The 13,813-nt window shown below is 36.9% G+C and carries 15 protein-coding genes and 1 pseudogene; all 16 read left to right on the forward strand.

Annotated features, from left to right (window positions below; translation table 11 throughout):
* The first annotated feature begins 28 nt into the window (after window positions 1-28).
* Window positions 29-784: a triose-phosphate isomerase gene (gene tpiA / locus G577_RS0104400; protein ID WP_028790145.1), complete on the forward strand. Its 756-nt coding sequence runs from the start codon at window positions 29-31 to the stop codon at window positions 782-784.
* A 96-nt stretch (window positions 785-880) separates the two neighbouring features.
* On the forward strand, window positions 881-2,182 hold the full coding sequence (eno, locus tag G577_RS0104405) for a phosphopyruvate hydratase (RefSeq protein ID WP_028790146.1): 1,302 nt from the start codon (window positions 881-883) through the stop codon (window positions 2,180-2,182).
* 238 nt (window positions 2,183-2,420) lie between these two features.
* Window positions 2,421-2,657, forward strand: coding sequence for a preprotein translocase subunit SecG (secG, locus tag G577_RS0104410; RefSeq protein ID WP_028790147.1), 237 nt, complete (start codon window positions 2,421-2,423; stop codon window positions 2,655-2,657).
* A 77-nt stretch (window positions 2,658-2,734) separates the two neighbouring features.
* Window positions 2,735-3,490, forward strand: a complete 756-nt coding sequence (locus tag G577_RS0104415; protein ID WP_028790148.1) for an alpha/beta hydrolase — start codon at window positions 2,735-2,737, stop codon at window positions 3,488-3,490.
* 2 nt (window positions 3,491-3,492) lie between these two features.
* A complete protein-coding gene (gene rnr, locus G577_RS0104420) occupies window positions 3,493-5,826 on the forward strand; it encodes a ribonuclease R (protein ID WP_028790149.1) in 2,334 nt (777 codons plus the stop codon).
* Between the two features lie 26 nt (window positions 5,827-5,852).
* Window positions 5,853-6,311 (forward strand): SsrA-binding protein SmpB, encoded by a 459-nt coding sequence (gene smpB, locus G577_RS0104425; RefSeq protein WP_028790150.1) that lies wholly within the window; start codon window positions 5,853-5,855, stop codon window positions 6,309-6,311.
* 292 nt (window positions 6,312-6,603) lie between these two features.
* Window positions 6,604-7,320: a F0F1 ATP synthase subunit A gene (gene atpB, locus G577_RS0104430; RefSeq protein WP_028790151.1), complete on the forward strand. Its 717-nt coding sequence runs from the start codon at window positions 6,604-6,606 to the stop codon at window positions 7,318-7,320.
* Window positions 7,321-7,348: 28 nt separating this feature from the next.
* Window positions 7,349-7,558 (forward strand): ATP synthase F0 subunit C, encoded by a 210-nt coding sequence (atpE, locus tag G577_RS0104435; RefSeq protein WP_028790152.1) that lies wholly within the window; start codon window positions 7,349-7,351, stop codon window positions 7,556-7,558.
* Between the two features lie 99 nt (window positions 7,559-7,657).
* Window positions 7,658-8,188, forward strand: coding sequence for a F0F1 ATP synthase subunit B (gene atpF, locus G577_RS0104440; RefSeq protein ID WP_028790153.1), 531 nt, complete (start codon window positions 7,658-7,660; stop codon window positions 8,186-8,188).
* Window positions 8,175-8,717 carry a F0F1 ATP synthase subunit delta gene (locus G577_RS0104445; RefSeq protein WP_028790154.1) on the forward strand — a complete coding sequence of 181 codons (543 nt, stop codon included), beginning with the start codon at window positions 8,175-8,177 and terminating at the stop codon, window positions 8,715-8,717. Before atpF ends, G577_RS0104445 begins: the two co-directional genes overlap by 14 nt.
* A gap of 18 nt (window positions 8,718-8,735) precedes the next feature.
* Complete coding sequence (atpA, locus tag G577_RS0104450) at window positions 8,736-10,280, forward strand: F0F1 ATP synthase subunit alpha (RefSeq protein WP_028790155.1); 1,545 nt, start codon at window positions 8,736-8,738, stop codon at window positions 10,278-10,280.
* A 22-nt stretch (window positions 10,281-10,302) separates the two neighbouring features.
* Window positions 10,303-11,199, forward strand: a complete 897-nt coding sequence (locus G577_RS0104455) for a F0F1 ATP synthase subunit gamma (RefSeq protein WP_028790156.1) — start codon at window positions 10,303-10,305, stop codon at window positions 11,197-11,199.
* A 26-nt stretch (window positions 11,200-11,225) separates the two neighbouring features.
* Window positions 11,226-12,632: a F0F1 ATP synthase subunit beta gene (gene atpD, locus G577_RS0104460; protein ID WP_028790157.1), complete on the forward strand. Its 1,407-nt coding sequence runs from the start codon at window positions 11,226-11,228 to the stop codon at window positions 12,630-12,632.
* Between the two features lie 19 nt (window positions 12,633-12,651).
* Window positions 12,652-13,077 (forward strand): F0F1 ATP synthase subunit epsilon, encoded by a 426-nt coding sequence (locus G577_RS0104465; protein WP_028790158.1) that lies wholly within the window; start codon window positions 12,652-12,654, stop codon window positions 13,075-13,077.
* Window positions 13,078-13,247: 170 nt separating this feature from the next.
* Window positions 13,248-13,481 (forward strand): DUF1146 family protein, encoded by a 234-nt coding sequence (locus G577_RS0104470; protein WP_028790159.1) that lies wholly within the window; start codon window positions 13,248-13,250, stop codon window positions 13,479-13,481.
* 106 nt (window positions 13,482-13,587) lie between these two features.
* Window positions 13,588-13,813, forward strand: a pseudogene (locus G577_RS11780) (ISLre2-like element ISTeha1 family transposase); the annotation flags it as partial.

Here is a 13,813-nt window from a genome sequence, read left to right on the forward strand (position 1 = left end):
TAGGTGAAATAAAGGAGTGTATGAATATATGCGCAAGCCAATTATTGCAGGAAACTGGAAAATGAATTTAACGGCACAAGAAGCAAAAGATTTTGCTGCTGCCGTAAAAGACAAAATCCCTGCAAAAAATGAAGTAGATTCTGTCGTCGGGGCTCCTGCTTTATTTTTAGAAACTTTAGTGAACGAAGCTCAAGGGACTGATTTACAAGTTTCTGCTCAAAACAGTTATTTTGAAAATTCAGGCGCATTTACTGGAGAAATTTCTCCTTATGCCTTAGCTGATTTAGGCGTAGATTATGTAATCATTGGCCATTCAGAAAGAAGAGAATACTTCCATGAAACCGATGAAGAAATTAATAAAAAAGCTAAAGCAATCTTTGATAACGGTATGACCCCTATCCTTTGCTGTGGAGAAACATTAGAAACTTACGAAGCGGGAAACACAAGTGATTGGATCGAAGGCCAAATGAACAAGGATTTAGCTGGATTATCCAAAGAACAAGTGGCTAACATGGTTATTGCTTATGAACCGATTTGGGCTATTGGTACAGGAAAATCAGCCGATGCAAAAATTGCCGATGAAGTTTGCGGTGTTGTTCGTAAAAAAGTGGCTGACCTGTATGATGAAGATACTGCTGAAAAGGTACGTATTCAATATGGTGGTTCAGTAAAACCTGAAAATATTTCTGAATATATGGCTAAAGAAAATGTCGATGGCGCATTGGTCGGCGGTGCTAGCTTAAAAGCGGATTCTTTCTTAAAATTGATTGAAGAAGCAAAATAAGGTAAGATTAAAATAAGGTTCGTTTAAAGAACTTAGTTAAAAGCTCTTATAAAAGCAACACTTATGAGACAATAAAGATAAAAGGAGAGACAATTTATGTCAATTATTTCTGATGTTTATGCACGCGAAGTCTTGGACTCTCGCGGGAATCCAACGGTAGAGGTCGAAGTATTTACAGAATCTGGTGCTTTTGGCCGAGGCTTAGTTCCTTCTGGTGCTTCAACAGGTGAACATGAAGCAGTAGAATTACGCGATGATGACAAAAATCGTTATGGAGGTAAAGGTGTAACTAAGGCAGTTGATAATGTAAACAAAGTGATTGCTGATGCGGTTATCGGCTTTGATGTTCGTGACCAAACAGCTATCGATAAGGCCTTAATCGAGATTGATGGTACACCAAACAAAGGAAAATTAGGTGCTAATGCTATTCTTGGCGTTTCACTTGCGGTTGCACGTGCAGCAGCGGATTATTTAGAAATTCCTTTGTATCATTACTTAGGTGGTTTCAATAGTAAAGTATTACCTACACCTATGATGAATATCGTTAACGGTGGTTCTCACTCTGATGCGCCTATTGCTTTTCAAGAGTTTAAGATTTTGCCTGTAGGTGCGCAAACTTTCCGTGAAGCTTTACGCTGGGGTGCAGAAACTTTCCATGCTTTGAAAAGCTTGTTAAGCGAACGTGGGTTAGAAACGGCTGTTGGTGATGAAGGTGGTTTTGCACCTCGCTTTAAAGGAACAGAAGATGCCGTTGAAACGATCGTTGCTGCTATCGAGAAAGCTGGATTAACGCCAGGTAAAGACGTTTACCTAGGTTTTGACGTAGCCGCTTCTGAATTTTATGAAGATGGTGTCTATGACTATACGAAGTTTGAAGGACCTAATGGTGTAAAACGTACAGCAGCTGAACAAGCAGATTATATTGAAGAATTAGTAAACAAATACCCACTTCTTTCCATTGAAGATGGAATGGACGAAAATGATTGGGATGGTTGGAAATTACTTACAGATCGCCTAGGTGATAAAGTTCAATTAATTGGAGACGATTTGTTTGTTACAAATACTGAAATCCTACAAAAAGGAATTGACATGGGTGTTTCCAATTCAATCCTAATTAAAGTTAACCAAATTGGAACATTGACAGAAACTTTTGATGCTATTGAAATGGCTAAGGAAGCTGGCTATACTGCTGTTGTTTCTCATCGTTCTGGTGAAACAGAAGATACAACAATTGCTGATATCGCAGTGGCTACTAATGCTGGCCAAATTAAAACAGGTTCCTTATCACGTACAGATCGTATTGCAAAATACAATCAATTATTACGTATTGAAGACCAATTAGGTGATGTTGCTCAATACAAAGGATTAAAAGCATTCTATAATTTGGACAACAAATAATTTATAAAACAAAAAGCTAGTTCAAAGATAAGTTGTCATTGAGCGAATGTATAAAAAGGACCGAATGATTCATATTTATGAAAACAATATGAATTGTTTGGTCTTTTTTTGTTATTCTGTTTTTATAAAAAATATTTTTATAGCAAATGAATTCTTTTAATGGCACATGGCTAGCCATCTATTAAAAATTATGCTAAAGTGTACTAGACGATGTCAGAAGAAGGCGAGGGATATGATATTGTATAACTTTTTATTAACTGCAGTCATTGTGTTGTCTATAATTTTGGTGATCACTATTATGTTACAACCAAGTAAACAAAATAGTGCAGCTAGTGCTTTTACTGGTGGTGCAGACAATCTTTTTGGCAAACAAAAAGCAAGAGGTTTTGAAGCGGTGATGAAACGTTCCACAGCAATATTAGGAACGATCTGGCTGGTTTTGTTATTTATTTTGGTTTTATTATCTTCTCAATAAAAGTATTCACAAAGGGTTTGGGGATGTTCTCAAACTCTTTTTTTCAAGGTAGAATAAAATCTAAGAGGTGTTAAAGTTTGCAAATAAATTTACCTAAACCACTATTAGAAGAACATGGGAAAAAAGCGGTAATTCTATTACATGCGTATTCTGGAAGTCCCAATGATGTTCGTATGCTTTGTCGCTTTTTAGAAAAAGCCGACTACACAGTTTATTCACCAATGTTTAGCGGTCATGGTACGATGGAACCACAAGATATTTTAGACCAAAAAGTTGAGTCTTGGTTTCAAGACACACAAGCAGCAATTAACCTTTTAAAAGAGAAAGGATATCAACAGCTGGCTGTTTTTGGTTTGTCAATGGGCGGAATCATGGCGATGGATGCATTGACTAAAAATGAGTCGGTCGTTATTGGAGGTGGTTGTTTTTGCTCCCCCATCTTTAAGACTGATAATCATGTCCCAGAAAACTTTTATCGCTATGCTAAAGAAGTTTTAAGTTACGCGAATTTACCCAAAGAAAATTTGGAAGAGCGATTGACACATATCGCTAAAGAATCAAAAACACAGTTAAAGGAAATAGAAAGTTTTTCAGAAAAGGTTAGTGAAAAAGTAAGCACAATCAAAACTCCAGTGTTTTTAGCACAAGCTGGACAAGATCAGATGATTGATGCTTCAACGGTTTTTAAAACTGCTCAAGCACTAAAACAAAACAAATTTACGCTGCAATGGTATCCTAAAAGCGATCATGTGGTAACAATAGGACCAGAAAGGAAGCAGTTTGAAACAGACGTATTAGCTTATCTGGAAAGTTTACCCTGGAATGAGGAATGAATATGAAGGAAACAATGAAAACGAAGATTTTACATTTTATGGAGAACAGTCCTAAAAAAAGTTTTGCCATGGAAGATATTGCGCAAAACTTAGGGCTTGAACAAAGCGACGATTTCAAGGCTTTGGTACAAACTGTAGCGACAATGGAAAGAGAACAACTTGTTGTTTTTAATAAAAAGGGAAAAGTAAAACTTCCATCTAAACAAACCTTAGTCGAAGGCACTTTCCATGCAAATGAACGAGGATTTGGATTTGTCACTATTGATCCTGAAGAAGACGATGTATATATTGCAAAAGAGAATACGAACTATGCTATAGACGGCGACTTAGTAGCTATTGAAATTATAAAGACAACTGACCCTGCTGAAGATCGAGGAGCAGAAGGAAAAATTGTTGAGATCAAACAAAGAAGTATTACGCAAATTGTAGGTGAGTTCCAACTATTCTCTGAAGATGAAATTGCTAAGACAGATTTGTATGGTGTCATTACGCCAAAAGAAAAAAAGTTATCCGGGTTTAAAGTTTTGGTTTCAGCTGTCGGTATTCGACCAGTGGATGGAAATATTGTAGTCGCTGAAATTACCCATTATCCGGAAAAAGATTATTCGGATACTTTAGAAGGAATCGTTAAAAATATTATCGGGCATAAGGACGAACCAGGAATGGACATTTTGTCTGTTTTAGCGGCTAATCATGTTCCTACAGAGTTTTCTGATAAAGCTCTTGAACAGGCCAATCAAGTTCCTGATACGATTGACCCTGATGATTATCCAGAGCGCAAAAATCGTCAAGAACAAACCATTGTAACTATCGATGGAGAAGAAGCCAAAGACTTGGATGATGCGGTTTCTGTCCAAAAATTAAAAAATGGCCATTTCTTTTTAGCTGTACACATTGCAGATGTGTCCTACTATGTAACAGAAGATAGTCCGCTGGATAAAGAAGCTTTTGAACGTGGAACGAGCGTTTATTTAACAGATCGTGTTGTGCCTATGATTCCCCAACGTCTATCCAATGGTATTTGTTCATTAAATCCGCAAGTCCCAAGGCTTGCGATGAGTTGTGAGATGGAGATTGATGAAGAAGGAACTATTGTTTCTTATGATATTTTTCCAAGTGTTATTCAAACCAATGCTCGAATGTCCTATACAGCTATTAATGAAATTCTAGAAGATGAAAAAGCAGAAACTATGGATAAGTACAAAGACTTGGTTCCAATGTTTCAATCTATGAAAGAGTTACACGAATGTTTAGAAACGATGCGTAATAGACGAGGTGCTCTAACTTTTGAAGATAACGAAGCTCAAGTAGTGGTCGATGAAAACGGTCATCCTTTAGATATTGTTTTAAATCAACGTGGTGTAGGTGAACGTATGATTGAATCGTTTATGCTTTGTGCCAATGAAACAATTGCTAAACATTACTCTCAATTAAATTTACCATTTATTTATCGTATCCATGAAGCACCAGATGAGGAAAAGTTGCAACAATTTTTTGACTTTGCAGCGACTTTAGGTATTCTTGTAAAAAATAAAAAGGGAAAAATCAGCCCTAAGGATTTACAAGCCGTAGTGGAAAATGCAGCTGAGAAGCCTGAAAGTATGGTTATTAATACCATGCTTTTAAGAAGTATGCAACAAGCGCGTTATTCAGAAGAAAATCTCGGACACTACGGATTGGCAGCAGATTACTATACTCATTTTACATCGCCAATTCGTCGTTACCCGGATTTGTTGGTGCACCGTTTAATTCGTTCTTATTGGAAAGATGCTTCCAAACAAAAACAAACACGCTGGTCCCGAAAAATTCCTGAAATTGCTCAGCATAGTTCAGACATGGAACGTCGTGCGGTAGATTGCGAACGCGATGTTGATTCAATGAAAAAAGCTGAGTATATGCAAGATCATATCGATGAAGAATTTGAAGGAGTGATTAGCTCTGTCGTTAAGTTTGGTTTTTTTGTTGAGCTACCGAATACAATTGAAGGACTGATTCATGTAAGTGACTTGAAAAATGATTATTTTCAATTTATTGAAAGTCAACTAGCCCTTGTTGGAGAACATACGGGTCAAATGTATAAAATTGGACAACAAGTGACTGTTCGAGTGACTAAAGCAAATCCGGAAACAAGAGAAGTAGATTTTGAACTTGCAGGAAACTCGCAAACGAGTCAAACGAAGCCTAAAAAAGAGCAAAATCGGACACAAAGTAGAAAAAGCCAATCAGAGTCAACAACACAGAAAAGAAATAAACAGAAAAAAGGTAAAAAAGAAAATAAGAAAAAGAAAAAACCTTTCTATAAAGATGCTCCGAAAAATAGAAAGAAAAAGAAATAATGTAGGAAAAGGAGGCGAAGAAGTTTATGGCCAAAGGTAATGGAAGACAAATTGCTCAAAATAGAAAAGCTAGGCATGATTATACGATCCTTGAAACTATAGAAGCTGGAGTTTCGTTAAAAGGAACGGAAATTAAAGCTATTCGAAATGGGAGAATCAATTTAAAAGATGGCTTTGTTCGCTTTCGCAATGGAGAAGCATATTTATTTAATGTACACATTAGTCCTTATGATCAAGGAAATTTATTTAACCATGACCCACTAAGAAGTCGGAAGTTACTTATGCATAAAAAACAAATAAGTAAACTACACGAACAATCTCAAAATAAGGGAATGACGGTCATTCCCTTGAAAGTTTATTTAAAAAATGGCTATGCTAAAGTCTTAGTTGGCTTAGCTAAAGGTAAAAGAGAATATGACAAACGTGAGACATTAAAACGTAAGGACCAAGAAAGACAAATTCAACGAGCTTTAAAAGATTACTAGTTTTGCACTTTATGAAAGGTCTTTTATTTGCATTTCATTTTAGTTTTGATAGTATTTGAATGTAAGAAAGACCTTTCACAAAAGAGAAATGAGTTAAAGTTATTTATTATTGAGAAAGCTTTGGCATTTGAAGTTTTCAATTAGTTTTTTCAATGTCTTTTATCCCGGGGTTTTCGATGAAAATCTCTTGAAATTTTCTTTTTATGGTGGTATGATGCCAATTGTCGAATAAATCAGGGATATGTGCTTTTTCCGTGGTTTTGAGATTTTAAGGGAAAGAAGGTGAGAGCTTTTGGATGAACGTTCACTCTTGTTTCATATTGGCCCCGTTTGGTTTGATGGCACAGTGGTCTTAATGACCCTGCTTACATGTGTGATTATATTTGCTGTTGTTTTTATTTGTACGAGAAATTTACAAATGAAACCTCGAGGCAAACAAAATTTCATTGAATGGGTCATTGACTTTGTTCGTGGAGTGGTTTCTTCGCAGTTGCCTAAAAAAGAAGTTGGAAATTACGATTTCTATGCTTTTGTTTTGTTTTTATTTGTATTTGTGGCCAACGAAATTGGTCTTATGACAAAAATCGTCATCCATGATGATTTAACCTTATGGAAAAGCCCTACAGCTGACCCTGTAGTAACCTTAGGACTTGCTTTTATGGTTGTTTTGTTGACCCATTTCTTTGGAGTAAGAAAGATGGGGACAAAAGAATACTTGATTAATAGTTATTTGCGCCCAGTAGGCATTGTCTTACCGTTCAAATTGTTGGAAGAATTCACCAATGTGATTACGTTAGGATTACGTTTATATGGGAATATTTTTGCAGGCGAAGTTCTTTTAGGGTTGATTGTTTCAATGGTAAATAATCTTGGTTGGTTATCATTACCTTTGGCGGTGCCACTTGAAATGATTTGGATTGGATTTTCCTTATTTATCGGAGCCATCCAAGCTTATGTTTTTGTTATTTTAGCTATGGTTTTCTTAGATAATAAAATTGGAGAAGAGTAAGTAATAATATATTAGGAGGAAAAATATTATGGAATTTATTGGAGCAGGATTAGCAATTATGGGAGCAGCTATTGGAGCAGGCTACGGGGACTCACAAGTTGTTGCCCAAGCATTAGAATCAATGGCTCGTCAACCTGAAATGTCAGGTCAACTACGTTCTACCATGCTTTTAGGTGTAGCTTTTGTTGAAGCTGTCCCAATCTTAGGGATCGTTATTGCCTTAATTATGATTTTATAATAAGAAAAAAAGCGGAGGTGATCGTCTCTTACGTCCTTCTGCTTTTTTTATCATAAAAGGCTTTTACTTATAAAATATTTTATAAAGGAGTTATCAGCTATGCTAAATCAATTGGTTTTGTCAGTTGCAGATGTGCAAAATACGACAATTTCAAATATTGTTGTTGTTACCGGCTCATTTGTTTTATTATTGGCGCTTTTGAAAAAATTTGCGTGGAATGCAATTGCTGACATGATGAACAAACGTGAAAAAAAGATCGCCAATGATTTAGATTCAGCAGAACAGTCACGTACTCAAGCTAAAGAATTAGAACAAACGCGACAAGAACAATTACAATCTTCTAAATCCGAAGCTTCTGATATTATTAAAAATGCTAAAAGCTCTGGAGAAACAAGTCGCCAACAAATCATTAGTGATGCGCAAGAAGAAGTTTCGCAAATGAAAGAAAATGCCCAAGAAGATATTTCAAATGAGCGTCAAGCTGCCCTATCTTCAGTAAAAGGCGAAGTGGGCGACCTTTCAGTACAAATTGCAGAAAAAATTATTAACCAAGAACTTTCAAAAGAAGCGCATGAAGCACTAATTAATCAATCTATTGAAAGTATAGGTTCAGAAGATGAAACTAGATAAAAATACAGTAGCTAAACGTTATGGTAAGGCAATATACGAGTTGGCGACAGAAAAAGGCCAAGCCGAAGACGTTTATAATGAGCTATTGTCATTACGTGAGATTTTTGAAGCTCTTCCTGATTTGGGAAACATATTAAGTGACAGGCGATTGAACTTACAAGAGAAAAGAAGTCTTATGGATGAGCTTATTCAAAACTTTACAGGTATTGTCTATAATGCTTTGGAAGTTATTTTTAAATACGGTCGTATGTACGACTTATTGTTAATTATCGATGAGTATGAAAAAAGATATGATGATGATAAAGGACTTCTTTTAGGTTCGGTAACTACCGCCGTCCCTTTAAAGAAAGAGCAAAAAGACAAATTAGCAACTAAAGTTGCGCAAAAATTTGGTTATGAAACGGCAAATTTACAAGAAAATGTCGACCCTTCAATTGTAGGGGGAATACTTGTTGAAACAAACGGTCGGGTCATTGACGGTAGTCTTAAGACTCAGATTGAAAATTTGCGGAAAAAATTAAGCAAATAAAAAACAGAGGTGAAGCAAATGGCCATTAAAGCAGAAGAAATCAGTGCTTTACTTAAAGAGCAAATTGACAGCTACCAAGAAAAGCTAGCCGTAGAAGAAATTGGTACGGTAACTTATATTGGTGATGGGATTGCTCGTGCACATGGTTTGGAAAATGCAATGAGTGGAGAACTACTTGAATTTGCCAATGGTTCTTACGGAATGGCACAAAACTTAGAATCCAACGATGTTGGGATTATTATTTTAGGAGATTTTGATGATATTCGTGAAGGTGACAGAGTCAAACGCACAGGACGTATCATGGAAATCCCTGTAGGAGACGAAATGGTTGGTCGTGTGGTTAATCCACTAGGCCAAGCAATTGATGGCCAAGGAGAAATAAAAACAGATAAAACACGGCCAGTTGAAGGTCCAGCTCCAGGCGTTATGGATCGTCAATCTGTTTCACAACCAATGCAAACAGGATTAAAAGCAGTTGATGCTTTAGTTCCTATTGGTCGTGGACAACGGGAATTAGTCATTGGTGATAGAAAAACCGGAAAAACGACGATCGCTATTGATACCATCCTTAATCAAAAAGGACAAGACGTTATTTGTATTTATGTTGCTATTGGGCAAAAAGATTCAACGGTTCGAGCCCAAGCAGAAACATTAAGACAATATGGTGCATTGGATTATACAGTTGTCATGACAGCAGGTGCTTCTGAACCAGCTCCATTGCTATATCTTGCTCCTTATGCTGGTACAGCAATAGGCGAAGAATTTATGTATAATGGAAAAGATGTTCTTGTAGTTTTTGATGACTTATCGAAACAAGCTGCGGCTTATCGTGAACTTTCCTTGCTACTACGTCGTCCACCTGGTCGTGAAGCTTACCCAGGAGATGTCTTTTATTTGCACTCACGTTTATTAGAACGTGCTGCTAAATTAAGTGATGATTTAGGTGGCGGTTCGTTAACCGCAATACCTTTTGTGGAAACTCAAGCAGGTGATATCTCGGCTTATATTCCGACTAACGTGATTTCAATTACAGATGGGCAAATCTTTTTAGAAAGTGATCTATTCTATTCCGGAGTACGTCCTTCAATTGATGCTGGCCTATCGGTTTCACGTGTAGGTGGTTCTGCCCAAACCAAAGCGATGAAGAAAGTTTCTGGAACTTTACGTGTGGATCTGGCAAGTTATCGTGAATTAGAAGCATTTACTCAATTTGGTTCAGATCTAGATCAAGCGACTCAAGCAAAACTTAACCGTGGACGTCGGACGGTGGAAGTCTTAAAGCAAGGACTACATGAACCACTTCCAATGGAAAAACAAGTATTAATTTTATATGCGTTAACCCATAGTTTCCTTGATAGTATCCCAGTAGATCAACTATTAAATTTTGAACGTGAATTATTTGATTACTTTGATGCCAATCACTCAGAAGTTTTAAATGAAATTAAACAGACTGAAGACCTTCCTGATGAAGAAAAGATGGATGAACCTATCAAAGAATTCAGACAAACATTTTTAGATGAAATCCAAAATGGATCATTAAGGGACAGTGTACAGTCATTGTAATAAGCAAAAGAGGTGAAGGTCTATGGCTGAATCTTTAAATGAAATAAGAGACAGAATCGCTTCTACAAGAAAAACAGGACAGATTACAAAAGCCATGCAAATGGTTTCGGCTTCTAAACTTACTAAATCACAAGCCCATTCTAAACAATTTCAAATGTATGCTAATAAAGTCCGTGAATTGGTCACTCATATTGTAGCTGGCCAATTAACGGAGGGGCATTCAGCTGAAGAATTAAAGCAATTAAATCCGATGTTGGTAAATCGACCAGTGAAACGGACTGCTTACATTGTTATCACAGCTGATGGAGGACTAGTAGGAAATTATAATAGTTCTATTTTGAAGCAAATGATGACTATGTTACAAGAAGATCATAATTCTTCAGATGAATACGTGATGATTACTATAGGCGGAACAGGTGCTGATTTTTTCAAAACACGAAATATTGATATTGCTTATGAATTACGGAACTTATCTGATCAACCAAGTTTTGATGAAGTGAGAAAGATTGTTAATTTAACAACTTCCATGTATCAAAATGAAGTTTTTGATGAGTTGTATGTTTGTTATAACCACCATGTAAATTCCCTAACAAGTCAATTTCGAGTGGAAAAAATGTTACCTATTTCAGATTTAGACCCTTCAGAAGCTACAGAATATGAACAAGAATATATTTTCGAACCCTCAGAAGAACAAATTTTAGATCAATTATTGCCGCAATACGCTGAAAGCCTAATCTATGGCGCAATTGTTGATGCTAAAACAGCAGAACATGCGGCAGGAATGACAGCTATGCAGACGGCTTCAGACAATGCAGATAATATTATTAGCGATTTATCGACTTCGTACAATCGGGCTCGTCAAGGGGCTATTACCCAAGAAATTACAGAAATCGTTGGCGGCGCAGCTGCTTCAGAATGATTTTATGAACGAATGGAGGAAGAAATATGAGTTCAGGCAAGATTGTTCAAGTCATTGGTCCGGTAGTTGACGTAGAGTTCTCATTGGATGATAATTTACCAGATATCAATAATGCATTAGTGGTATATAAAAATGATGAGAACAAAACGCGTGTTGTATTGGAAGCTACCTTAGAACTTGGAGATGGCGTGATTCGTGCCATTTCTATGGGTTCTACTGATGGCTTGCAACGTGGAATGGAAGTTGTGGATACACAAGCACCAATTTCTGTTCCAGTGGGAAATGAAACTTTAGGACGTGTTTTTAATGTCTTAGGAGAAACAATTGATAAGAAAACACCGTTTCCTGAAGATGCAGAAACAAGCGGGATTCATAAAAAAGCACCATCTTTTGATGAATTAAGTACCAGTTCTGAAATATTAGAAACAGGAATCAAAGTGATCGACCTATTAGCACCTTATTTGCGAGGCGGAAAAGTTGGCTTGTTTGGTGGTGCTGGTGTTGGAAAAACAGTATTGATTCAAGAATTGATTCATAATGTCGCGCAAGAACATGGTGGCATTTCAGTCTTTACTGGTGTTGGAGAACGTACCCGTGAAGGTAACGACTTGTATCATGAAATGCAGGACTCTGGTGTTATAGAGAAAACAGCGATGGTGTTTGGACAAATGAATGAACCACCAGGTGCACGTATGCGCGTAGCACTAACTGGCTTAACATTGGCTGAATATTTCCGTGATGTAGAAGGGCAAGATGTGTTGTTGTTTATAGATAACATATTCCGTTTTACACAAGCAGGTACCGAAGTTTCTGCTTTGTTAGGTCGTATGCCATCTGCCGTTGGTTATCAACCAACCCTAGCAACAGAAATGGGTCAATTACAAGAACGGATCACTTCAACAGATAAAGGATCAATCACGTCTATCCAAGCTATTTACGTGCCAGCTGATGACTATAGTGACCCGGCTCCAGCTACAGCTTTTGCCCACTTAGATGCTACGACAAACTTGGATCGTAAATTAACTGAACAAGGGATTTATCCAGCGGTGGATCCGTTAGCTTCTACTTCAAGTGCTTTGGCTCCTGAAATTGTTGGTCAAGAACATTATGATGTAGCAACACAAGTGCAACGTACAATGCAACGTTATCGTGAGTTACAAGATATTATCGCTATTTTAGGAATGGATGAGTTATCTGATGATGAAAAAACGTTAGTTGCTCGTGCGCGCAAGATTCAAAACTTCTTGTCGCAAAACTTTAATGTGGCCGAACAATTTACTGGTCAACCAGGTTCTTATGTTCCAGTAGAAGAAACAGTAAAAGGTTTTAAAGAGATTTTGAATGGTGATCATGACGATTTACCTGAAGAAGCTTTCAGAAGTGTTGGTAGAATTGAAGAAGCCGTTGAAAAAGCGAAACAAACAAACGGGTAGCTAGAAAGAGGTGCCTTATATGGAGCAGTATTTAACGGTTAATGTGGTAACGCCTAATGGTTTGGTTTTTGACCATCACGCAGAAAAGGTAGTTGCTATAACAACAAATGGTGAACTAGGTATTTTAGTCAATCATGCTCCGATTGTTGCGCCTTTAGGAATTCATGAAGTACGAGTGCAACGCACGGATGCTAAAGACCATGTGAACTGGGTTGCTGTTAATAGTGGTGTAATCGAAGTGCGTGATAATGTAGTCACTATCATTGCTGATAGTGCAGAAAGAGCACGTGATATTGATGTGTCACGTGCAGAAAGAGCCAGACAAAGAGCAGAAGAGTCAATTGAAAAAGCACAACAATCCTCGGATGTGGATGAATTGCAGCGGTCTAGAGTCGCTCTTCATCGTGCAGTTAATCGCATTAATGTCTCAAAACACCGTCCTTAAATAGTGTTTTGAACTTTTTAAAGGAAATAGAGCAGTTGGAAAAATATTCTGACTGTTCTTTTTTTAGACCTAATATGACTTATCTAAAGTAAGATTGTTTTTTCTTTTTGTGTTTTATGTTAACATAATTGTAATGATTGAATTGAGATTTAATAAATGGGGTTATTTATATGCAAGTTTTTGGAATTGATGCGCTTATTCGTTTAGTTAGCCATTTTATTTTTATCTATTTGGCATTTTGGTCTTTAGGTGCTTTGCGTATTGACGCTTTTTTTAAATCTCTACATACCGCACAAATAAGGATGCTAATAACACTTTTATCTATTGTACTTGGGTTTACAGCAAGTAGTTTTTTCTTAGAAATCATTAATCTAAGTAAAAATTTATTCTTAACATTTCTTTAATAAACCTAAGTGTAAAATTTATTGAGGTTTCCTCTAGACGAATAAAAAAGAAACCGTTACTCTATTCATTGGGCTGACAGGCACTAATGAATAAAGGCGGTTTCTTATGGATTCTATTGTAACAGATTTAGTGGAAGTAATGAAGAAGGAAAGAAATTTTTTAGCAAGAGAAAGAGCCATGATGATTTTTTTGCGCAACTGATAGCGACAATCACCCAACTAGCTTTTCAAACGCTCGATGAAGAAATTTGTGCCCAATGGAAGAAAGAAGGCTTTCGCGTCGACCGCAAAAGCGAAAGAACCATCACCTTTTTGTTTGGCACGGTGACCTA

This window comes from Tetragenococcus muriaticus DSM 15685 (assembly GCF_000423785.1).
In the GTDB taxonomy this organism is placed as follows: Bacteria; Bacillota; Bacilli; order Lactobacillales; family Enterococcaceae; genus Tetragenococcus; species Tetragenococcus muriaticus.